Here is a 20,754-nt window from a genome sequence, read left to right on the forward strand (position 1 = left end):
TGAGATCGCGTCCGCGCCGCTCAGCTGCGCGCTTCCTTCGGCAGCAGGAAGGTGAGCAAGCCGAAGGCCGGCAGCCAGGCGCAGAGCGCGAAGACCTGGACGATGCCAATCCTGTCGGCGAGCGCGCCGAGCGCTGCGGCCGCTATGCCGCCAAGCCCGAAAGCGAGGCCGTAAAACAGTCCGCCGACCAGCCCGACGCGGTGCGGCACCAGGTCGATCGCGTAGATCAGGATCGCCGAGAAGGCGCTCGCCATGATGAAGCTGATGATCACGCTGAGGATCGCGGTCCAGACGAGGTCGGCATAGGGGAGGGCCAGCGCAAAGGGCAGGCAGCCGAGGATCGAGAGCCAGATCACGCGGTGGCGGCCGATGCGGTCGCCGATCATGCCGCCGATGATCACGCCGGCGGCGCCGACGACGAGATAGAGGAAGAGCAGGATCTGCGAGAGCTGCAGCGAAACCTGGAAGCGCTCGATCAGATAGAAGGTGTAGTAGGAGGTGAAGGCGGCCGAATAGGCGTTCTTCGAGAACAGGATGACGATCAGCACCGCCATGGCGAGCAGGACGCGGCTGCGCGGCATGCCATGCGTGGCGACGTCGTCGGCATGCGCCTTCGCGGCGACCTGCTCACGGCGGAAAGCGGAGTAGCGCGAGCCGATCCAGGCCATCAGCAGCATGGCGACGAGCACGATGCCGGAGAACCAGGACAGGCTCTGCTGGCCGTTCGGCACCACGACGACGGCGGCGAGCAGCGGGCCGATCGCGTAGCCGGCATGGCCGCCGACCTGGAAGACGCCCTGCGCCAGTCCCTGGCGGCCGGCGGCGGCATGGCGGGCCATGCGGGTCGCCTCGGGATGGAAGACGGCCGAGCCGGTGCCGACCAGGGCGGCGGCGATGAGCACCATGCCGTAGCTGTGGGCGAAGGCGAGCGAGAGCAGGCCGGCCAGCGTCGCGCCCATGCCGGCGACCATCGCATAGGGCCAGGGCTTCTTGTCGGTGACGTAACCGAGGAGCGGCTGCAGCAGCGAAGACGTGACCTGGAAAGCCAACGTGATCAGGCCGATCTGCACGAAGTCGAGCTGGTAGGTCTCCTTGAGCAACGGGTAGACCGCCGGGATCATCGACTGGATCAGGTCGTTGAGCAGATGGGCGACGCTGAGGGCCGCCAGGACCGGCATCAGCGGACGGGCGGCAGTCGGCAAGGGGAGCGTGGTCATGCCACGACGCTTGCGCTCGCGCGCGAGCGCGGTCAATCGCCCGGCGAAGCGCGCCGTGCATGGCCGCTCTCGCGTGGAAGCCATGCAGCGGGCTAGATCGATCAGGTCGACGCCAGGCTCGCCGCGAGCGCTTCACCGGCTGCGACGATATGAGCTTCGAGCGCCTGGGCGGCAGGCTCGATCCGCCCCGCTGTCAGTTCGGCGAGGATGTGCCTGTGCTCCGCCTCCGAGCGTGGCTGCCAGTCGAGGCCCTGCCAGGTCGCAAACAGGAAGCGCGCGCTCGTGCGCTGCAGGTCCTCGATCGTCGCCAGCAGGCGCGGCAGGCCGCAAGGCGCGGTGATGGCGTGATGGAAGCGACGGTTGGCCGCCTCCCAGACCAGGGCCGCATCGCTCGCCTCTGCTTCGGCGATGGCCGCTGCGGCCGTTTCCAGATCGGCTGCGGCGAGTTTAAGGAAGCCGCGGCGCAGGGCGAGAGCCTCCAGTGCGGCGCGCATCGCCGTCACCTCCAGCACCAGCCCCGGCTCCAGCGGAGCGACGCGCACACCGCGGCGTGGCGCGCTGACGAGCAGGCCTTGCGCCTCCAATGTGCGGAAGGCTTCGCGTACCGGCACATGGCTGGCGCCGAACTCGGCCGCGACGTGGTCCTGCCGCACGGCGGCTCCCGGGGCCAATGCTCCGGTGAGGATGCGCTGCGCCAGGCTTCTGGCGATGCGGCTGGTCAGCGGGGCGCCGGCCTCGCTTTCGTCTTGAAAGCTCATGGCTCGTATGATTTCATATATAATATATGAAATTTGGTTTCACGATGATGCGTCCTCGTCCGTCACGCCTGCGCCATATCGCCGGAATCGGCGTCGACCGCATGGGATCGATTGCCGACGCCTCGGGCAAGGATTTCCTGCGGCTCGAAAACCTCGACACCGATATCCTGCCCGACGCCGAGGCGATCGCGCGTACGGTTCGCGCCGCCAGCGAGGATGCCGACAACAGCTATCTGCCCTTCGTCGGCCAGGTGCCCCTGCGCGATGTCGCGGCCCGCCATGTCTCGGCGATGTCCGGCGTGAGCTATAGCGGCGAGCGCAACTGCGTGATCTCGGCGGGCGGTCTTTCCGGCATCCTCAATGTCTTGCTGGCGACGATCGAGGTCGGCGACGAGGTGATCGTCACCGACCCGACCTATGCCGGGCTGATCAACCGGGTGCGGCTTGCCGGCGGGGTGCCGCGTTTCGTGCCGTTCGGGTTCGAGGCGGGCAGCGAATGGCGGCTCGACCGCGAGGCGTTGCGCGCCAGCATCGGGCCGAAGACCACCGCCATGTTGCTGATGTCGCCGTCGATGCCGTCGGGCGGCTGCCTCGATGCCGGCGACTGGGCCCTCGTTGCCGAGCTCTGCGTCGCGCATGACCTGCTGCTGATCGTCGACACGGCGATGGAACGGCTGGTGTACGACGGCCGGCCGGTGCTGCATCCGGCCGGGCTGCCGGGCATGGCGGAGCGGACGATCACCGTCGGCTCCTCGGCCAAGGAGCTGCGCATGATCGGCTGGCGTGTCGGCTGGATCGTCGCGCCGGACGCGTTCATGCCCGACCTCGTCGCGGTCTCGCTCGCCAATGTCGTGGTGCCGGTCGGCATCGGGCAGGATGCGGTCAGGGTCGCGCTCGAGAACTCGGCGACCACCCTCGCGCCCTATGTCGACGAATTGCAGGCGCGGCGGGATTGCGTGCTTGAGGAATTGCGCGGGCTGCCGGTCGGGGTGCCGGGCGGCGGCTGGTCGCTGCTGCTGCGGGTATCGGATTTCGGGCTCGACGGGGCGGCGATGTCGGAGCGTCTGCTGGAGCAAGGTGTCTGCGCCACGACGATGGCGGGCTGGGGTGAGACGCATGGCAAGCAGTACATTCGCTTCGTGTACGCCAATGAGCCGGTCGAGCGCCTGCGCGGGCTCGGCGAGCGCGTTAGCGCCGCGCTCGGCCTGTAGGAGCCGATTGCGTCCGCTCGGCGGGGCGAGGATAGCGGAGTTGGTCGGCCGGCTCAGGCGAGGGCGACGCCGAAACGGCGGCGATAATCAGCTGGCGCAAGCCCGGTGATGCGCTGGAACAGCTTGCGGAAGGCCGAGGCGTCCTCGTAACCGACATCCCAGGCGATCTGTGCGACCGGGCGGCGGCTCAACTCCAGCGCCTCGCGCGCCTTGGCGATGCGGATCTGCTGGGCGTATTCGGTCGGCCGCAGGCCCGTCGCCTTGCGGAAGCGGCGCAGGAAGGTGCGCTCCTCCAGCCCCGCCCGCTTCGCCAGCGCGGGCACGTCGTGATCGCGGGCTCCGCTCGCTTGCAGCCAATGCTGCACCTTCAGGATCGCCGCGTCGCCATGGTCGAGCCGCGGTACGAAATGGCTGTAGGGCTGCTGCGTACGTCCGGGCGGATCGACCAGCAGGAAGCGGGCGGTCTCGAGCATCACGCTCGGTCCGAGCAAGCGCTCGACCAGCGTCAAACCGAGATCGGTCCAGGCCAGGATGCCGCCAGCGGTGATGATGTCGCCATCGTCGATCACCATGCGGTCGGTATCGACCCTCGCGGTCGGAAAGCGCGCCGCCAATTCCTTGGCGAACGCCCAATGCGTCGTCGCCTCGCGGCCTCCCAGCAGCCCGGCCTCGCCGAGCAGGAAGGCGCCGGCGCAGACCGAGCACAGCGTCGTGCCCTGGCCATGGCGCTCGGCCAGCCAGGTCGCGAGGCCGTTCATCGGCTGCATCTTCGCCGGCATGATCAGGCTCGGCGGCGCGATCAGGTGGCTCGGATCGTGCACATCACCGGCGTGGCTGTCGAAGACGCAATCCACGCCCACGCCATCCGTCTCCTGGCGCCAATGGCTGACGCGGATCGCGGGAGCCTCCGGGCCGCCGCGATCCCGGCTCATCTCGCCCGCGATCCGGAACAAGTCGGTCAGCCCGTAGACGGCCGCAAGCTGCACATCCGGGTAGAGCAAAAGCCCGATCTCGGCGACAATCTGCTTTCCTATCGTCATGCTGTCAGTTTTGCCCCGGAGATTGTCGGTTCCGCCAAGCGGCAGCATGCAACGCCGCGCCTATAACCGTCCACATCGAAGGGCGACGATCCTGCCGCCCGCAAGCCGAAGGAAGCGACAGATGAGCACGATCACCACCAAGGACGGCACCGAGATCTTCTACAAGGACTGGGGCTCGAAGGACGCGCAGCCGATCGTCTTCCACCATGGTTGGCCGCTCAGCGCCGACGATTGGGACAACCAGATGCTGTTCTTCCTGCATCAGGGCTTCCGGGTAATCGCGCATGACCGCCGTGGCCATGGTCGCTCCAGCCAGACCGCGACCGGCAACGAGATGGACACCTACGCCGCCGACGTGGCCGAGCTCGCCGCTCATCTGAACCTCCGGAACGCCATCCATATCGGCCATTCCACCGGTGGCGGCGAGGTCGCTCACTATGTCGCCCGCGCCGAGCCCGGCCGCGTCGCCAAGGCGGTGCTGATCGGTGCTGTCCCGCCGATCATGGTCAAGTCCGAGAAGAACCCGGGCGGCCTGCCGATCGAGGTCTTCGATGGCTTCCGCGCCGCGCTCGTCGCCAACCGCGCCCAGTTCTACGTCGATGTTCCGACCGGCCCGTTCTATGGCTTCAACCGCGAGGGCGCGAAGGTCTCGCAAGGCGTCATCGACAACTGGTGGCGGCAGGGCATGATGGGCGGCGCCAAGGCGCATTACGACTGCATCAAGGCCTTCTCGGAAACCGATTTCACCGAGGATCTCAAGGCGATCCAGGTGCCGGTGCTGGTGATGCATGGCGACGACGACCAGATCGTCCCCTATGCCGACTCCGCCCCGCTCGCGGTCAAGCTGCTCAAGAACGGCACGCTGAAGACCTATGCCGGTTTCCCGCACGGCATGTGCACCACCCATCCGGACGTGATCAACGCGGACCTGCTCGCCTTCATCAAGGGCTGACGCGACCGATGAGACTGCCGGCACCCCGCTGCTGCGGCCTGCCGGCAGTTTTTTTGCGCGGGACTCGGGTAGCGTGCGGCGAACGGGCTGGCGATGGCGCAGCGGAGCGCTTAACGGGTCTTCGGTCGCAATTCCGAAGTTCGCCTCATGACCTCCCGTACCGCCACCGCGACCGGATTCGTCGCCATCCTACTCTGGTCGACGCTGGCGCTGTTCACCGCCATGTCCGGGCGGGTGCCGCCGTTCCAGCTCGTCGGCATGACCTTCGTCATCGGGGGCATCTTCGTGCTGGCGATCGCGGCGGCGCGGGGGCGCCTGCATCTGGCGAGGCCAACGCCAGCCTCCTTCCTGCTCGGGCTCTATGGTCCGTTCGGCGACACGGCGCTGTACTACGCTGCAGTCAAGACGGCGCCGGCGGCCGAGGCCAACCTGATCCATTATCTCTGGCCCCTGCTGATCGTGCTGTTCGCGGCGCTGCTGCCGGGTGGAGGGCTCAAGGCTCGCCATCTCATCGGAGCACTGATCGGCCTTGTCGCGACGGCGATGCTGATCTCCGGCAGCCTCGGCTCGGGCGGCGCGGGCATCCAGCTCGGCCATGTGCTGGCGGCGCTCGGCGCCTTTGTCTGGGCAAGCTATTCGGTGCTGTCGCGGCGCTTTTCGAGCGTGCCGTCGGAGAGCCTCGGCGTCACCATGCTCGGCTGCGCCGTCCTCGCCTTTGCCTGCCATCTCGCTTTCGAGACGACCTTGTGGGCACCGAGCTTTGTCGAGTGGGGCGGTGTCCTCGGCCTCGGCCTCGGTTCGATCGGGCTTGCCTTCATCTGCTGGGATGTCGGCATGAAGCAGGGCGATGTCGCCTTGCTCGGCGTCGCCTCCTATGCGGCGCCGGTGCTCTCGACGGTGGTCCTGGTCATCGCGGGCTATGCGCCGGCGAGCTGGCTCCTCGCCATTTCCTGCGTGCTGATCGTCGTCGGCGCGCTGGTCGCGAGCTTCGGTCCGGCGGCGAAAGCCGCTGCGCCGAAGGCCGTCGGAGGCTAGGACTCAGACGTCGAGAATACGCGTCTCGTAGGCGTAGACCGTGCGGAAGCCGAGCCTGCGATACATCTCAAGGGCGAGGCCGTTGCTCTGGTCGACCTGGAGATAGGCTTGGGCACAGCCCTGCGCCGCCGCCCAGCCCATCAGCCCCAGCATCATCCGCTTGCCGAGTCCCTTGCCGCGCAAGGCTTCGTCGACGATGACCGCACCGATCTCGGCCATGCCGCGCTCTGCGACGCTCATGGCGTAGGCCGCCGGACGGCCTTCATGCATCAGCGTGGCGAAGGCAGCGGGCAGGCGCACGCCGGAGACGATCGCGGACAGGTGGTCGCGGTTGCGCTTGTTGCCGGTCTGATGGCCGCAGACGCCGTCGATCCAGGCATCGTCTGCCTGTGCGGTCGTGATCATGCCGGGGACTGGCGGGTGCAGGTTTGGATCGAGCTCTGCGACCATGCCGAAGGAGGCGGTCTCGACCCGGTAGCCGCGCTCGGCGAAGCGCCTACGGGCCTCCTCGGCGACCAGCGGGGTGAAGCGGATGCGCGGCGGCAGGCCGACCTGGCGATAGAGGTTCTCGACGAAGGTAAGCGTCGCCTCGTCCATGTCGCCGCCCTCGCGCAGCGAGGAGGCCGAGTTGGCCCGGCCGGAATAGCCATTGGCGAAGCGCACGACCCATTGGTCGACGACGAGCGTCGTCGGCGCCGGCCAGGCATTGACGATACGGGTCTCGCAGGCGCCGACCAGCGCCATATCGGTGACGGGCTTGTCCATAATCAGCCTCCGGCGGGCCTTGGCGTCGGCCGCCAGTCTGGCGGCGCCATCTCGAAGCCGGAGAAGGCAAAGCCCGGCGCGACCGTGCAGCCGACCAGCGTCCAGGCGCCGAGCGAGGTCGCGCTCTGCCAATGCCCGGTCGGCACGACGATCTGCGGCCGCTGGCCGGCGGCGAGGTCCTTGCCGAGATGATGGGCCGAGGCGTCATGCCCGTTCGGCGAGAGCGTGATCACCAGCGGCGCGCCGGCATAATGGTGCCAGATCTCGGCGGCGTCGACGCGATGCCATTCCGAGGTCTCGCCGACATCGAGGAGATAGTAGATCGCGGTCGAAAAACCGCGCCCCTCCGGTCCGGCGGGATCGCGGAAGGTCTCGCGATAATGCCCGCCCTCGGGATGCGGCTTCAGCTCGAGCAGGCGGATGACCTCGGCGGCGCTGAGGCCGTTCAACGTGCTCATCGCGGATCAGAACCTGTTCTTGGCCTCGCGCAGTGCCGTAAAGACCTCGCCCGCCGGCTTACCGACGATGCCGAGCGTCGCGGCGAGCGCCGGTTCGCCAGCGCGGAAGAAGGGATTGGTCGCCTTCTCCTCGGCGACGGTGGTCAGCGCCCAGAAGCGACCTTCAGCTTTTGCGGCCTCGGCCTCGGCGAGGCGGGCGGCGACGGCTGGGTTGCTCGGGTCCATCGCCGCGGCGAAGCGTGCGTTCGACAAGGTGTAATCGTGGCCGGTGATCAGCGTGGTCGCGCCCGGCAGCGCCATGACCCGCGACAGCGAGGTCCACATCGCTTCCATCCGGCCAGGCATCACCCGGCCGCAGCCCATGACGAAGACGACATCGCCGACCAGCGCGAGCTTCGCCTTCTGGCTGACCAGGCTGACATGACCATCGGCATGGCCGGGCGTCGCCCAGGTCTCGAACTCGTAGCCGCCCACAGCGACGCGGTCGCCTTCGCCGAGGACGACGTCGACGGGTGCGCCGGCGCGCGCGGCTTCCGGAGCGAACACCTTGGCGCCGGTCGCCTGCTTCAGCGCAGCGATGCCCTGGACATGGTCGGCATGCTCATGCGTCACCAGCACCTGGCTGATCGTCCAGCCCTTGGCCTTGGCGGCGGCAAGCACCTCGTCTGCATCGGGAACGTCGACGGTGGCGCAGGCACCGGTACCGGGGTCGCGCAGCAGCGCGCCGGCATTGTCGCTGAGCGTGCGGAAGACATGGATGTCGAGCGGCATGGGAAGCTCCGGCAATCAGCAGTCGAGACGCCTGCTTGAAGCAAGCCCGCGCCGGGAGCAAGCCGATCGTGCCATCAAGGGCGGCTCTTGCACTCGCGCTGCGGCTGCGCCATCTCCGTGGGCATGGCCTTGGACGTCGTCGACCTGCGCACCTTCTATGCCAGCCCGCTCGGGCATGTGGCGCGCCGTGTCGTCGGCAAGGTGATGCTGAAGCTCTGGCCCGATTGCCGGCGCCAGCGCCTGCTGGGCCTGGGCTTTGCGACGCCCTATCTGCCGCTGCTCGGCGGCGAGGCGGAGCGGGTTATCGCCTTCATGCCGGCGGCGCAGGGCGTGGTGAACTGGCCTTCTCCCGGGCTTTCCGCGTCGGCCCTGGTCGAGCCGACCTTGCTGCCGCTGCCGACCGCCTCGATCGACCGCGTGCTGATGGTGCACGCGCTGGAGGAGACCGAGAGCCCAGAAGATCTGCTCGAGGAGATTTCGCGGGTGCTCAGCCCCGGCGGGCGCCTGATCGTCGTGGTGCCGAACCGGCGCGGCCTGTGGGCGCGGATGGATACGACGCCCTTCGGCCATGGCAGGCCGTTCAGCCGTTCGCAGATCGAAGCACTGATGCGCCGCGCCATGTTCTCGCCCGAGCATTGGGCCGAGGCACTTTATGTGCCGCCGCTGCGCCGGCGCCTGTTCATGAGCTCGGCGATGGCCTGGGAGAAGGTCGGTGCGGGCTTGTCGCTGCCTTTCGCCGGCGTTCATGTCATCGACGCGACCAAGCAGTTCTACCGGCGCGCGCCCCTGCGCGCGACACGGCGCAGCATCGCCTTCCGGCCGGTGCTGCTGCCGCAGGCACACTCCTCCTCGCACCTGCCGCGGCAGGATGAGGGCAAGCTGCCAGCGGGTTGACAATTTCGCCGGGGCGCGGCCAAGGTCCGCCGCCTTTTTTGACCGTTCCGTCGTCGCGCCCCATGCGCGCGTTTTTCCCCGGGGAAGCGGGACCAGATCTGGATGTCGATGCGAAGCTATCTCGATTTCGAAAAGCCGGTTGCCGAACTCGAGGCGAAGGCGGATGAACTGCGCGCGCTCGACGGCAAGGGCGACGGCTACTCGCTCGCCGAGGAGGTCGGCAAGCTCGAGGCCAAGGCCTCGCAGGCGCTGAGGGACCTCTACGGCACGCTCACGCCCTGGCAGAAGACGCTGGTGGCACGCCATCCGCAGCGCCCGCATTTCCTCGACTACTGCGCGGCGCTGATCGACGAGTTCACGCCGCTCGCCGGCGACCGCACCTTCGGCGAGGACGAGGCGATCGTCGGCGGCTTCGGCCGCTTCCGCGGCGAGCCGGTCTGCGTCATCGGCCAGGAAAAGGGCAACTCGACCGAGACCCGCATCAAGCACAATTTCGGCATGCCCAAGCCGGAGGGCTACCGCAAGGCGGTGCGCCTGATGGAACTGGCCGACCGTTTCGGCCTGCCGGTGCTGAGTTTCATCGACACCGCCGGCGCCTATCCCGGCATCGAGGCCGAGGAGCGTGGCCAGGCCGAGGCGATCGCGCGCTCGACCGAGACCTGCCTTGGGCTACGCACGCCGAGCGTCGCGCTGGTGATCGGCGAGGGCGGTTCGGGCGGGGCGATCGCCATCGCCGCCGCCAGCAAGGTGCTGATGCTGGAGCACGCGATCTATTCGGTGATCTCGCCGGAAGGCGCGGCCTCGATCCTGTGGCGCGACACGGCTCGCGCCCAGGATGCCGCGACCGGCATGAAGATCACCGCCCAGGACCTGCTGCGCTTTGGCGTGATCGACCGTATCGTCACCGAGCCGACCGGCGGCGCCCATCGCGACCCCCAGGCCGCGATCGAGCGAGCGGGCGCCGCGATCGAGGCGGCGCTCTCGGATCTCGCGGGCCTCAGCGCCGACGAGATCGTCGATCGGCGGGCGCAGAAGTATCTGGCGATCGGCCGGACTCTCTAGCCGGACGATTTGTGCGCAACCGTGCATTTGGTCAGGCGGAGGCTTTACCGCGGCTTCACCATATGGCCATCTGCAGCCCCTCTGTGGTAAGGAACGGTCAAGGCTAACGGTCCTACAACCGGGCAACGGGCATAATTTGGCCTTGTTGCGCGGTGAATTGTCGGCTTGACGCGTCCGCGCGAGATGGGATTGACGACGTGGCTGTGAGACATTTCGCGCTGGCGGCGCTCCTCGGCCTCACTTTGGCAGCCTGCGAAGAGGAGCGTTCTCGCGGCTCCGCGCGCCACAACATTCCGATTCCGTCGGCGACCTACACGCTGATGTCCGAGAAGGGCATGAGCAAGAGCCAGCCGATCGTGATTCGCTCCTACAAGAAGGAGTCGGAGCTCGAGGTCTGGAAGAAGCGCGCCGACGGCAAGTACGCCCTGCTCAAGAGCTTCCCGATGTGCCGCTGGTCCGGCCAGCTCGGCCCGAAGGTGCGCGAGGGCGACCGCATGGCGCCGGAGGGCTTCTACGCCATCAGCCCGGCGCAGATGAACCCGAACTCGTCGTTCTACGTCTCGTTCAACATGGGCTATCCGAATGCCTATGACCGGGCGCATGGCCGCACGGGCGCGCATCTGATGGTGCATGGCGCCTGCTCCTCGGCCGGCTGCTATTCGATGACCGACGACCAGATCGGCGAGATCTACGCGCTGGTGCGCGAAGCCCAGAATGGCGGGCAGCGCGCCGTGCAGATGCAGGCTTATCCGTTCCGGATGACGGCGGAGAATCTCGCCAAGCACCGGCTCGACCCGAACATCGCCTTCTGGAAGAACCTGAAGGAAGGTTCGGACTTCTTCGAAGTGGCCAAGGACGAGCCCTCGGTTTCGGTCGCCGGCGGGCGCTATGCCTTCAACCGCGACGGCGCTCAGATCGACCCGTCGGTGACGCAGGCGATCGCGCAGAAGCGCCAGCAGGACGAGATCCAGGTCGCGGCGCTGGTCTCGAAGGGCACGCCGGCGGTCAAGCTGATCTATGATGACGGCGACCAGCATTCCTCGTTCAAGCGCCAGCTGGCCCAGTCCGGCGCCGATTCGATGAACAGGTCGGTGGCCTGGGGTTCACGCGATGTCGGCATCAGCCGCGTCGATTCGCTGATCGGTCCGCGCGTCGTCGTGCTCGACGACAAGGGTCGCACCAAGGCGACCGTCCGGGCCGAATCGGCCGAGAACGACGCCGTACTCGCCGCCGTCAGCAGCGCGCAGGCGGAGGAGGCCAAGCCGGTTGTCGCCGCCGCCCCCGCCAAGCCTGCGGCTGCCCAGCCCGCCGCCAAGCCGGCGAGCGATGCGGCGACGCAGGTCGCCAAGGCGACGGCCGGAGCCGCGACGCCCGCACCGATCCAGACGGCCGCGGCCGAGCCGGCGCAGCCTTCTTTCTACCAGCGGGCGCTGAGCTTCGTGCCGCTGCTCGGCGGCTCGTCCGAGCCGAAGGAGCAGGCCCCGGTCGCCTCGATCGTGCCGGAGACCCCGCAGACGGTGACAGCGCCGCTGCCGCCGCGCCGGGCCTCGACCCTGCGGACCTCGCAGCTGCAGCAGCCCGACGCGGCCTATGCGAGCCAGCCGACGGCACGCTGAACGCCCCGCCATTAGTTGATGCAAGAATATCACGCCCGCGGCCAGCAATGGCCGCGGGCGCTTTTCTAGGCGCGAAACCCGCGAAAATCGGTGCCTTTGCCCAATGGTGCGGCAGGCTGCCAAAAAGCTCATCTTGCCGATTTTGCGGCTGCGAAGGCTTCATCGTGACGAAGGCATGACGCGGTCATGCGGACCTACGATGGAGTTCGTAATGGCTTTCAAGATTTCGGGTTTGCTGGCGGGCCTCGCGCTGTCGACGGCATTCGCGGCCTCGGCGCTCGCCTCCGACCTGCCGAGCCGCAAGGGCGCGCCGCCGGCGCCGGTGGCGCCGAGCATCACCTGGTTCGACATCGCCGTCAGCGTAAAGGGGATGACGGACTATAATTTCCGCGGCATTTCGCAGACCGACCGCAAGCCGGCGATCCAGGGCGGCGCCGAGCTGCAGTTCTACGACAACCTGGTCTATGCCGGCGTCTACGCCTCGAACGTGGATCTGGCGACCAGCCCGCCGGCCGAGATCGACTTCTACGCCGGTATCCGGCCGAAGTTCGGTCCGATCACCGTCGATGTCGGCGTCTGGCAGTACTATTATCCGGGCGAGAAGGCCTATATCGACACCGCCGGCGTGTTCTGGACGCCGAAGAACACCGATTTCACCGAGGTCTACGGCAAGGTCAGCTACAATTTCGAGGACAAGCTGATCCTCGGCGCCAACGTCTTCTACGCCTGGGACTGGCTCGGCACCGGCGCCTCCGGCACCTATGCCGCGGTTACGGCGAAGTACAACCTGCCGTTCCTGGAAGGCCTGTCGGTCTCCGGCGAGTTCGGTCATTACTGGCTCGGCACGACCAATCTCGCGATCTGGTCGACCGTGCCGCCGACCAATCTGCCGGACTACGCCTACTGGAACGCCGGCGTCTCCTATACCTGGAAGAACCTGACGGCGGATCTGCGCTACCACGACACCAACCTGTCGAAGGGCGATTGCTTCCTGCTGACCGCCGATCCGCGCGGCATCACCTCGGGTTCGGGCCGCTCGAAGTGGTGCAACCCGACCGTGGTGGCGACGCTCTCCTTCGACATCACCGCCAGCAGCATCGGTATCTTCGCGCCGAAGTAAGCGCTGCGATCGTACGGATTGTTTTGGGGGCCGCTCGCGAGGGCGGCCCTTTTCCGTTGCCTCGACGATGCGAGAGCAAGCTAACGCGCCAGCGAGGCCCTCATGTAATTGCGCGGCGCTGTGCCCAGCCGCCGTCTGAACATGGTGGTGAACGCCGCGACATTGTCATAGCCCGCGAGCATGGCGACCTGCGTGACCGGCAGGCCTTCCGCCAGCCGGGGAAGGCAGGCGAACAGGCTGGCCTGCTGGCGCCAGGCGACGAAGCTGAGGCCGGTCTCGCGCTGGAAAAGCCGTGTGAAGGTCCGCCGGCTCATCGCCAGCTTCGCGGCCCAGTCGTCGAGGCGCTCGGTGACCGATGGTGCGGCCATATAGGCGCGGCAGAGGGCGGAAAGCCGCCTGTCGGCGGGAAAGGGCAGGCCGAGCGGCTGGATCGGCAGCTCGGCGATCTCGGCCGTCAGCAGTTCCAGGACGAGCTCGAGCTTGCGGGTGCCGGGCGGGGTGTCGCGCAGGCGGATCGCCTCGGCGATCAGCGCATGGGCGAGATCGGTGACGCCGAGCACCTGCAGCATGCGCTCCGCCAGGGCATCATGGCCGGTCAGGAGATAGACCGACTTGATGCTGACATCGCTCAGCATCTCCACCGAATGCTGCAGCCGGGCCGGTATGAGCAGGCCATGGCCCGGCGGGATCATCCAGCAGCCGCGCTCGGTGTTGATCTGTACCACGCCGGAGAACGCGCAGAGGAGCTGGATATGGCGATGGCTGTGCAGCGGTATCGTATAGCCGGCGGGGTTGTCGGAGATGCGGACCAGGACATCGCCATCCGCATCGGCAACCGAGCCGTGATGGCGGCGATGGTCGGCATGGAGGGCATCGACCCGTTGCCGCGGCAGCTTTTTCATCGATTGGCCCAAACGCGAAAGAATTCGACCGAAACACGAAAGAAGGTCACGGACAAGCGCTGTAGAAGGAGCGCCGGTCAAGGTTTGCGCTCAAGGGTACCGCAATGGTTGCGACGATGGAGGGGAGCCGCCCCCGCTTCGAGAAGACGGCGATCTCCGTTCTGCTGGCGGTCAGCTTCTGCCACCTGCTGAACGACGTCATGCAGTCGCTGCTGGCCTCGCTCTATCCGCTGTTCAAGGCCAATTACGCGCTGGATTTCGTCCAGATCGGCCTGCTGACCATGGCCTTCCAGGTCACGGCCTCGCTGCTGCAGCCGGTCGTCGGCCTGGTGACCGATCGCTGGCCGATGCCCTATTCGTTGCCGGCGGGCATGGCCTCGACCTTCGGCGGCCTGATCCTGCTCGGCAATGCCCATAATTTCACGGCGCTGATCCTGGCCGCCTGCCTGATCGGCCTGGGCTCGGCGATCTTCCATCCGGAAGCGTCGCGGGTGGCGCGGCTCGCCTCGGGCGGACGGCACGGCCTGGCACAGTCGCTGTTCCAGGTCGGCGGCAATCTCGGCTCGGCGCTGGGGCCGCTTCTGGCCGCTTTCGTGGTGCTGCCCTTCGGCCAGGGCAGCGTCGCCTGGCTGTCGGTCATCGCCATGGCGGGCGTCATCGTGCTCACCCGGGTCGGATACTGGTATGCAGCCCATCGCCGGGCGCAGGCCGGCCGCCCCGCCGCCAGCCGCGCTCTGCCGCTGCCCGGGCGGCGCGTCGCCTTCGCCCTGTTCGTCCTGGTGCTGCTGACCGCGACCAAGAACGTCTACATGGCGAGCATCTCAAGCTACTTCACCTTCTACGTCATCGAGCAGTTCCAGCTCGGCTTCCGCGATGCGCAGCTGATGCTGTTCCTGTTCCTCGGCGCGGCCGCGGTCGGCACCTTCGCCGGCGGGCCGATCGGCGACCGCTTCGGCGCGCGCTTCGTGATCTGGTTTTCGATCCTCGGCGTGATCCCGTTCGCGCTGCTCCTGCCCTATGCCAACCTGTTCTGGACCGGCGTCCTGAGCGTGATGATCGGGCTGATCTTCGCCTCGGCCTTCTCGGCGATCGTGGTGTTCGCGCAGGAGCTGGTGCCGGGCCGCGTCGGCCTGATCGCCGGCATGTTCTTCGGCTTCGCCTTCGGCGCCGGCGGGCTCGGTGCCGCCTTCCTCGGCGGCTTCGCCGACGCTTATGGCATCACCTTTGTCTACCGCGTCTGTTCCTATCTGCCGCTGCTGGGACTATTGACGATCCTGCTGCCGCGACTGCCGCAGCACAGGCGGAGCTGAGGCAGATCGGCCTGGTGAGGACGTATGTCACCCTTCTATGTCGTGACGGACTGCGAGTTCGACGGGCCGACGCCAGGCATCAACTCGATGCTCTCGTTCGGCTCCGTCGCCGTCTCGGCAAGCGGTGCCATCATCGGAGAATTCGAGGCGGCCCTGGAGCCGCTCGACGGCGCTGTACGCGACAACACCACGATGGCGTTCTGGTTCCGCCATCCGCTGGCCTGGGCTGCCGCGACGGAGAATCCGGAGTCCCCTTCGGTGGTGATGCGGCGGTTCGTGAGCTGGATCGGCTCGATCGAGGGGGAACCGATCTTTGCCGCTCATCCGCTCGCGCTGGATGGGCCGTGGTTCGATTACTATCTGCGACGCTTTATCGGGGGCCCGCTGCTTGAGGGGCCGTGGGTCGCTGACCGTCTCTTCAGGCATCCGCCACTGTGCCTGATGTCCTTCGTCGCCGGTAAGACCGGGCGCGGGCAATGGGAATGCGACGTCGATCGTTATCCTGCCGAATGGCTGGGCTCGGTCGCGCATACACATCGCGCGATCGACGATGCCCGCGGTTACGCGAACCTGCTGCGTTTCTTCACCGTGGAAGGTTGAGCGCTCGGTTCATGGGAGCCGAGATCGCTGGCCAGTGCGTGCCGTGACATGGCAGGCTGGTGGCTTCCATCCCTCGGAGCCTTGCCTTGTCAGAAACTGCCATCGCCGCCGCGGCCGACGAGATCAGCGCTGCTCGGCTGAGCCTGACGCTGCTGGCGCAGCCGCCCGCCGGAACCACGCCACGCGATCTCGCGGAAGCCTATGCGGTGCGTGATGCGGTCCATGGGCGTCTGGCCGGCAGCCGCATCGGTGCGCGCATCGGCTGGAAGATCGGCTGCACCACGCCGGTGATGCAGGACTATCTCGGCATTGCCCACCCCTGCGCGGCCGGGCTCTTCGCCGGCACCACCCATAGAGGCGATACGCGACTCCGGCATGGCGACTTCGTCAGGGTCGGCGTCGAATGCGAGATCGCGGTCAGGCTGGCGCGGGACCTGCCGCAGGGGCCGTTCACGGCTGATAGCGTCCGGAGTGCGGTCGGGGCGGTGATGGCGGCGATCGAGATCGTCGATGACCGCTATCTCGACTGGCAGGGCATCGGCACGCCGATGCTGGTCGCCGATGATTTCTTCGCCGCCGGCGCAGTCCTCGGCCGCGAGCACGATCCGGCCTCGTTGCCCGATCTGGCGACTTTAAGCGGGCGAACCCTGATCGATGGGACCGAAGTCGGCGCCGGCATTGGCGCCGACGTGCTCGGCCATCCCTATGCGGCGCTCGCCTGGCTGGCCGGGCATGCCAGCGAGCGCGGCATGCCGCTGCGAGCGGGCGAGATCATCCTGCTCGGCAGCCTCGTCCGGACGCAATGGCTCACGCCAGGCGCGAGCGTCCGGATCGATATCGACGCGCTCGGCGCGGTGGAAGCCCGCTTCGCCTGAGGTGGGCGCCGGGGAACAGCTCCGGCGCCACGTTCAGACGAACTGGCCGTGGCAGTGCTTGTACTTCTTGCCGGAGCCGCAGGGGCAGAGCTCGTTGCGGCCGACCTTGCCCCAGCTCGCGGGATCGGCCGGATTGCGCTCGGCGAGGGCGACATCGCCATCGGTCGCGGCGAATTGCGGCTGGCTGGCGAAGAAGCCGGCAGGCGGGGGCGGCAGGGTGTCGCTTCCGCCCTGGTCGATGGCCGGGCCGTCTTCCGGCGGCGCGTCGAAGCGGACTTCGACGCGCATCAGGTTGCCGGTGACCTGCTCGCGCAGACGTCCGATCAGGCTGTCGAACAGCTCGAAGGCTTCCTGCTTGTACTCGTTCAGCGGGTCGCGCTGGGCATAGCCGCGCCAGCCGATGACCTGGCGCAGATGGTCGAGCGTGACGAGGTGCTCGCGCCAGAGATGGTCGAGCGTCTGCAGCAGGACCTGCTTCTCGATATAGGTCATCACCTCTTCGGTGTTGCGCTCGATGCGTGCCGTATAATCGTCGTCGGCGGTCTTGCGGATGCGCTCGCGCAATTCGGCGTCGGCGATGCCCTCTTCCTTGGCCCAGTCCTCGATCGGCAATTCGAGGTTGAGATAAGTCGTGACGTCCTCGCGCAGGCCGGCGGCATCCCATTGCTCGGGATAGGCGTCCTCGGGAATCCGGCGCGAGACGGTGTCCTCGACGACGCCGTGACGCATGTCGTCGATGGTCTCGCGCACGCTCTCGGCCCGCATGAACTCGCGGCGCTGCTCGAACACGACCTTGCGCTGGTCGTTCATGACGTCGTCGTATTTCAGAATGTTCTTGCGGATGTCGAAGTTGCGTGCCTCGACCTTGCCTTGCGCCTTCTCGACCGCCTTGTTGATCCAGGGGTGGACGATGGCCTCGTCCTCCTGAAGGCCAAGCTTCTGCAGCATGCCGTCCATCCGGTCGGAGCCGAAGATGCGCATCAGGTCGTCCTGCAGCGACAGGAAGAACTTCGAGCGGCCCGGGTCGCCCTGGCGGCCGCCGCGGCCGCGCAGCTGGTTGTCGATGCGCCGGCTCTCATGGCGCTCGGTGCCGATGATGTAGAGGCCGCCGGGGCGGGTCATGGTCTTGGCCGGGCGCGAGCCCTTGGCCGGCTCGAGCTCGATGGTCTCGGCGGCGTTGAGCACGATCTCGCGGAAGCGCGCGACCTCCTCTTCGATCGCCTTGATCTTCGCCTGCTTCTCCGGCCCGTCCTCCATGCCGGCGGTCTCGTGCGCGACGCGCATCTCGACATTGCCGCCGAGTTTGATGTCGGTGCCGCGGCCGGCCATGTTGGTCGCGATGGTGATCGCGCCGGGCACGCCGGCCTCGGCGACGATGAAGGCCTCCTGCTCGTGGAAGCGGGCGTTCAGCACGGCGAACTGCTTGGCGCTCTTGCCCGAGCGGGCTGCGGCGTAGAGCTTGTCGAGCGCGTCCGGCTGCGAGAAGTCGATCTGCTTGAAGCCTGCGGCGACCAGCATCTCGGCGACGAGCTCGGATTTCTCGATCGAGGCGGTGCCGACCAGCACCGGCTGCAGGCGCTCGCTGGCGCGGTCGAGCTCCTTGATGATCGACTTCACCTTCTCTGGGAAGCTGCGATAAACCTCGTCGTCGTCGTCGATACGGGCGACCGGGACATTGGTCGGGATCTCGACAACTTCGAGCTTGTAGATCTGTTCGAACTCGTCGGCCTCGGTGGCGGCCGTGCCGGTCATGCCGGCGAGCTTCTTGTAGAGGCGAAAATAGTTCTGGAAGGTGATCGAGGCGAGTGTCGCGTTCTCGGGCTGGACGGTGACGTTTTCCTTGGCCTCGAGCGCCTGGTGCAGACCTTCGGAATAGCGCCGGCCCGGCATCATGCGGCCGCTGAACTCGTCGATGATGACGACCTCGTCATTACGGACGATGTAGTCCTTGTCGCGACTGAAGAGGGTGTGCGCCCGCAGTGCCTGGTTGACATGGTGCACCAGGGTGACATTGGCGGAGTCGTAGAGATCGCCTTCCTTGAGCAGCCCGGCTTCCCTCAGCAACTGCTCGATATGGTCGTTGCCGGCCTCGGTCAGAGCAACGGTGCGCTGCTTCTCGTCGACCTCGTAATCGGTCTTGACCAACCCCGGCAGGACCTTGTCGATCGCGAAGTAGAGGTCCGACTTGTCGTCGAGCGGGCCGGAGATGATCAGCGGCGTGCGAGCTTCGTCGATCAGGATCGAGTCGACCTCGTCGACGATCGCGAAATGGTGGCCGCGCTGGCTCATCTGCGCGACCTCGTACTTCATGTTGTCGCGCAGGTAGTCGAAGCCGAACTCGTTGTTGGTGCCGTAGGTGATGTCGCTGGCATAGGCGCGCTGGCGCTCCTCGTCGTCGAGGCCGTGCACGATGATGCCGAAGGTCAGTCCGAGGAAATTGTAGATCTTGCCCATCCACTCGGCGTCGCGGCGGGCGAGGTAGTCGTTGACGGTGACGACATGGACGCCCTTGCCGGCGAGCGCGTTGAGATAGACCGGCAGGGTCGCAACCAGCGTCTTGCCCTCGCCGGTCTTCATCTCGGCGATCGAACCCTCGTGCAGCACCATGCCGCCGACCAGCTGGACGTCGAAATGGCGCTGGCCGAGCACGCGCTTGGCCGCCTCGCGCACGGTGGCGAAGGCCGGCACGAGCAGGTCGTCGAGCTTGGCGCCGTCGGCGATCTGCTGCTTGAAGGTATCAGTGCGGGCGCGGAGAGCCTCATCGGAGAGCTGGGAGACCTCGGCTTCGAGCGCGTTGATCGCGGCGACGCGGGGTTGGTAGCCCTTCACCCGCCGATCGTTCGACGAGCCGAAGAGTTTCTTTGCAAGCGCGCCAAGCATGTCTGGCCTTTCAATGGCGAATCCGGCCGGCGCCAGCAGGCGCGACCGAAAGCGGTAACACTCAGAATTTCACGCGCGTGTTTAGACGGGCGCAAGCGCGTGGTCCAGCACGCGCTCATCCGCGCGCATGTAAGGTCCGGCCAAGCCGGTTCCAAGAGGCTCTGCCCGGCGCCGCGGCGCTTCGGCGCATTGAACCATGCCTGCCGGCTCGCGTTGATGTGCGAAGCCTCGTCTTGCCAACGCCGCGTTCTGCTGGCACTCAGCCGGCGAGATCGATCTCCGCGCCGTCCACTGAAAGGCCGCACCGATGTTGTCCTCCCGTCTCGCCATGCTGTCGCTAGGCTTCGCGCTGGCCGCCGTGCCGGCCCTCGCGCAACAGGACAAGCCCGTCGCCAAGGTCGATGGCATCACCATCACCGAAGGCGACCTCAAGCTGGCCGAAGACGATCTCGGCGAGCGCACCGCGCAGATGCCGGAGGAGCGCAAGCGCGAGGAGCTGATCAACTATCTGGTCGACCTCAAGCTCGGCGCCAAGTCCGCGGCGGCCGCCAAGATCGGCGATGGACCGGAGTTCGCCAAGCGCCTCGCCTACAACCGCGACAAGCTCTTGCTCGACGAATACCTGACGACCGAGGCCAAGAAGGCGGCGACGCCGGAGGCAGCGAAGAAGCTCTTCGAAGATACCGTCAAGGCGATGAAGCCCGAGGAAGAGGTGCACGCGCGCCACATCCTGGTGCCGGAAGAGGCGGAGGCCAAGGCGGCGCTCGAGCGGGTGAAGAAGGGCGAGGACTTCGCCAAGGTCGCGGCCGAGCTCTCCAAGGATCCGGGCTCGGGCAAGGAGGGCGGCGATCTCGGCTGGTTCGCCAAGGACCGGATGGTGCCCGAATTCGCCGAGGCTGCCTTCAAGTTGGAGAAGGGCCAGGTCTCCGAGCCCGTGAAGAGCCAGTTCGGCTGGCACGTGATCAAGCTCGAGGACAAGCGCAGCAAGCCGCTGCCGAGCTTCGACGAGGTCAAGCCGCAGATCGACCAGTACCTGGTCCGCAAGGCGCAGCAGGACATCATCGTCGCGCTGCGCGAGAAGGCCAAGGTCGAGCGCCTCGACAAGCCGGCCACCCCGGCAACGCCTGCGACCCCGGCTCCGGCCGAGCCGAAAAAGCCCTGAGCGGGCCGCATCTTTCACAGGATCGTCGCGATGCGCCCGGGCCATGCCCGGGCGTTTGCTTTTGGAGGGGTTCTGACCCTTGCCTTCCCTCCGCCGCTGCGGCAAATCGAGCGAGCTTTTTCGAGG

The 20,754-nt window shown here is 67.2% G+C and carries 19 protein-coding genes; 11 read left to right on the forward strand and 8 right to left on the reverse strand.

The genetic code is table 11. The features are described from left to right. Window positions 1-20: 20 nt before the first annotated feature. Window positions 21-1,217 (reverse strand): MFS transporter, encoded by a 1,197-nt coding sequence (locus ASE66_RS11415; RefSeq protein WP_057189916.1) that lies wholly within the window; start codon window positions 1,215-1,217, stop codon window positions 21-23. A gap of 101 nt (window positions 1,218-1,318) precedes the next feature. Then, a complete protein-coding gene (locus ASE66_RS11420; protein WP_156412105.1) occupies window positions 1,319-1,975 on the reverse strand; it encodes a GntR family transcriptional regulator in 657 nt (218 codons plus the stop codon). Window positions 1,976-2,019: 44 nt separating this feature from the next. Here ASE66_RS11420 and ASE66_RS11425 point away from each other — a divergent pair, with 44 nt between their 5' ends. After that, on the forward strand, window positions 2,020-3,186 hold the full coding sequence (locus tag ASE66_RS11425) for a pyridoxal phosphate-dependent aminotransferase (RefSeq protein WP_057189917.1): 1,167 nt from the start codon (window positions 2,020-2,022) through the stop codon (window positions 3,184-3,186). A 53-nt stretch (window positions 3,187-3,239) separates the two neighbouring features. Here ASE66_RS11425 and ASE66_RS11430 read toward each other — a convergent pair whose 3' ends face one another. Next, window positions 3,240-4,226: a GlxA family transcriptional regulator gene (locus ASE66_RS11430; RefSeq protein WP_057189918.1), complete on the reverse strand. Its 987-nt coding sequence runs from the start codon at window positions 4,224-4,226 to the stop codon at window positions 3,240-3,242. A 121-nt stretch (window positions 4,227-4,347) separates the two neighbouring features. On the opposite strand from ASE66_RS11430, the gene ASE66_RS11435 reads away from it, so the two are divergent. Together ASE66_RS11435 and ASE66_RS11440 are read left to right on the forward strand one after the other, a co-directional pair. Beyond that, on the forward strand, window positions 4,348-5,178 hold the full coding sequence (locus tag ASE66_RS11435) for an alpha/beta fold hydrolase (protein WP_057189721.1): 831 nt from the start codon (window positions 4,348-4,350) through the stop codon (window positions 5,176-5,178). A gap of 147 nt (window positions 5,179-5,325) precedes the next feature. After that, entirely contained in the window at window positions 5,326-6,213 is an 888-nt protein-coding gene (locus tag ASE66_RS11440) for a DMT family transporter (RefSeq protein WP_057189722.1), read from the forward strand. 3 nt (window positions 6,214-6,216) lie between these two features. On the opposite strand, the gene ASE66_RS11445 is transcribed toward ASE66_RS11440, so the two are convergent. From ASE66_RS11445 to gloB, 3 genes are read right to left on the reverse strand one after another with little or no spacing between them, the layout of a single operon-like run. Beyond that, window positions 6,217-6,978, reverse strand: a complete 762-nt coding sequence (locus tag ASE66_RS11445) for a GNAT family N-acetyltransferase (RefSeq protein WP_057189723.1) — start codon at window positions 6,976-6,978, stop codon at window positions 6,217-6,219. A gap of 2 nt (window positions 6,979-6,980) precedes the next feature. After that, window positions 6,981-7,436: a cupin domain-containing protein gene (locus ASE66_RS11450; RefSeq protein WP_057189724.1), complete on the reverse strand. Its 456-nt coding sequence runs from the start codon at window positions 7,434-7,436 to the stop codon at window positions 6,981-6,983. A 6-nt stretch (window positions 7,437-7,442) separates the two neighbouring features. Next, window positions 7,443-8,207 carry a hydroxyacylglutathione hydrolase gene (gloB, locus tag ASE66_RS11455; protein WP_057189725.1) on the reverse strand — a complete coding sequence of 255 codons (765 nt, stop codon included), beginning with the start codon at window positions 8,205-8,207 and terminating at the stop codon, window positions 7,443-7,445. A 123-nt stretch (window positions 8,208-8,330) separates the two neighbouring features. On the opposite strand from gloB, the gene ASE66_RS11460 reads away from it, so the two are divergent. From ASE66_RS11460 to ASE66_RS11475, 4 genes are all read left to right on the forward strand, one after another. Further along, window positions 8,331-9,101, forward strand: a complete 771-nt coding sequence (locus ASE66_RS11460) for a class I SAM-dependent methyltransferase (protein ID WP_057189919.1) — start codon at window positions 8,331-8,333, stop codon at window positions 9,099-9,101. A 108-nt stretch (window positions 9,102-9,209) separates the two neighbouring features. Beyond that, complete coding sequence (locus tag ASE66_RS11465; RefSeq protein WP_200964585.1) at window positions 9,210-10,163, forward strand: acetyl-CoA carboxylase carboxyltransferase subunit alpha; 954 nt, start codon at window positions 9,210-9,212, stop codon at window positions 10,161-10,163. Window positions 10,164-10,360: 197 nt separating this feature from the next. Then, window positions 10,361-11,779: a L,D-transpeptidase family protein gene (locus ASE66_RS11470; protein WP_156412107.1), complete on the forward strand. Its 1,419-nt coding sequence runs from the start codon at window positions 10,361-10,363 to the stop codon at window positions 11,777-11,779. A 211-nt stretch (window positions 11,780-11,990) separates the two neighbouring features. Beyond that, window positions 11,991-12,899 (forward strand): TorF family putative porin, encoded by a 909-nt coding sequence (locus tag ASE66_RS11475; RefSeq protein ID WP_057189727.1) that lies wholly within the window; start codon window positions 11,991-11,993, stop codon window positions 12,897-12,899. 80 nt (window positions 12,900-12,979) lie between these two features. Here ASE66_RS11475 and ASE66_RS11480 read toward each other — a convergent pair whose 3' ends face one another. Next, on the reverse strand, window positions 12,980-13,801 hold the full coding sequence (locus ASE66_RS11480; protein ID WP_057189728.1) for an AraC family transcriptional regulator: 822 nt from the start codon (window positions 13,799-13,801) through the stop codon (window positions 12,980-12,982). A 104-nt stretch (window positions 13,802-13,905) separates the two neighbouring features. Here ASE66_RS11480 and ASE66_RS11485 point away from each other — a divergent pair, with 104 nt between their 5' ends. From ASE66_RS11485 to ASE66_RS11495, 3 genes are all read left to right on the forward strand, one after another. Then, complete coding sequence (locus ASE66_RS11485) at window positions 13,906-15,111, forward strand: MFS transporter (protein WP_057189729.1); 1,206 nt, start codon at window positions 13,906-13,908, stop codon at window positions 15,109-15,111. A gap of 24 nt (window positions 15,112-15,135) precedes the next feature. Next, on the forward strand, window positions 15,136-15,711 hold the full coding sequence (locus ASE66_RS11490) for a hypothetical protein (RefSeq protein WP_057189730.1): 576 nt from the start codon (window positions 15,136-15,138) through the stop codon (window positions 15,709-15,711). A gap of 86 nt (window positions 15,712-15,797) precedes the next feature. Continuing rightward, window positions 15,798-16,586: a 2-keto-4-pentenoate hydratase gene (locus tag ASE66_RS11495; protein ID WP_057189731.1), complete on the forward strand. Its 789-nt coding sequence runs from the start codon at window positions 15,798-15,800 to the stop codon at window positions 16,584-16,586. Between the two features lie 33 nt (window positions 16,587-16,619). Here ASE66_RS11495 and secA read toward each other — a convergent pair whose 3' ends face one another. Further along, window positions 16,620-19,466: a preprotein translocase subunit SecA gene (gene secA / locus ASE66_RS11500; RefSeq protein WP_057189732.1), complete on the reverse strand. Its 2,847-nt coding sequence runs from the start codon at window positions 19,464-19,466 to the stop codon at window positions 16,620-16,622. 307 nt (window positions 19,467-19,773) lie between these two features. Between secA and ASE66_RS11505 the strand changes: the two genes are divergently transcribed. Continuing rightward, complete coding sequence (locus ASE66_RS11505) at window positions 19,774-20,628, forward strand: peptidylprolyl isomerase (RefSeq protein ID WP_057189733.1); 855 nt, start codon at window positions 19,774-19,776, stop codon at window positions 20,626-20,628. Window positions 20,629-20,754: the final 126 nt, after the last annotated feature.

Source organism: Allobosea sp. Root483D1 (assembly GCF_001429505.1).
GTDB lineage: Bacteria > Pseudomonadota > Alphaproteobacteria > Rhizobiales > Beijerinckiaceae > Allobosea.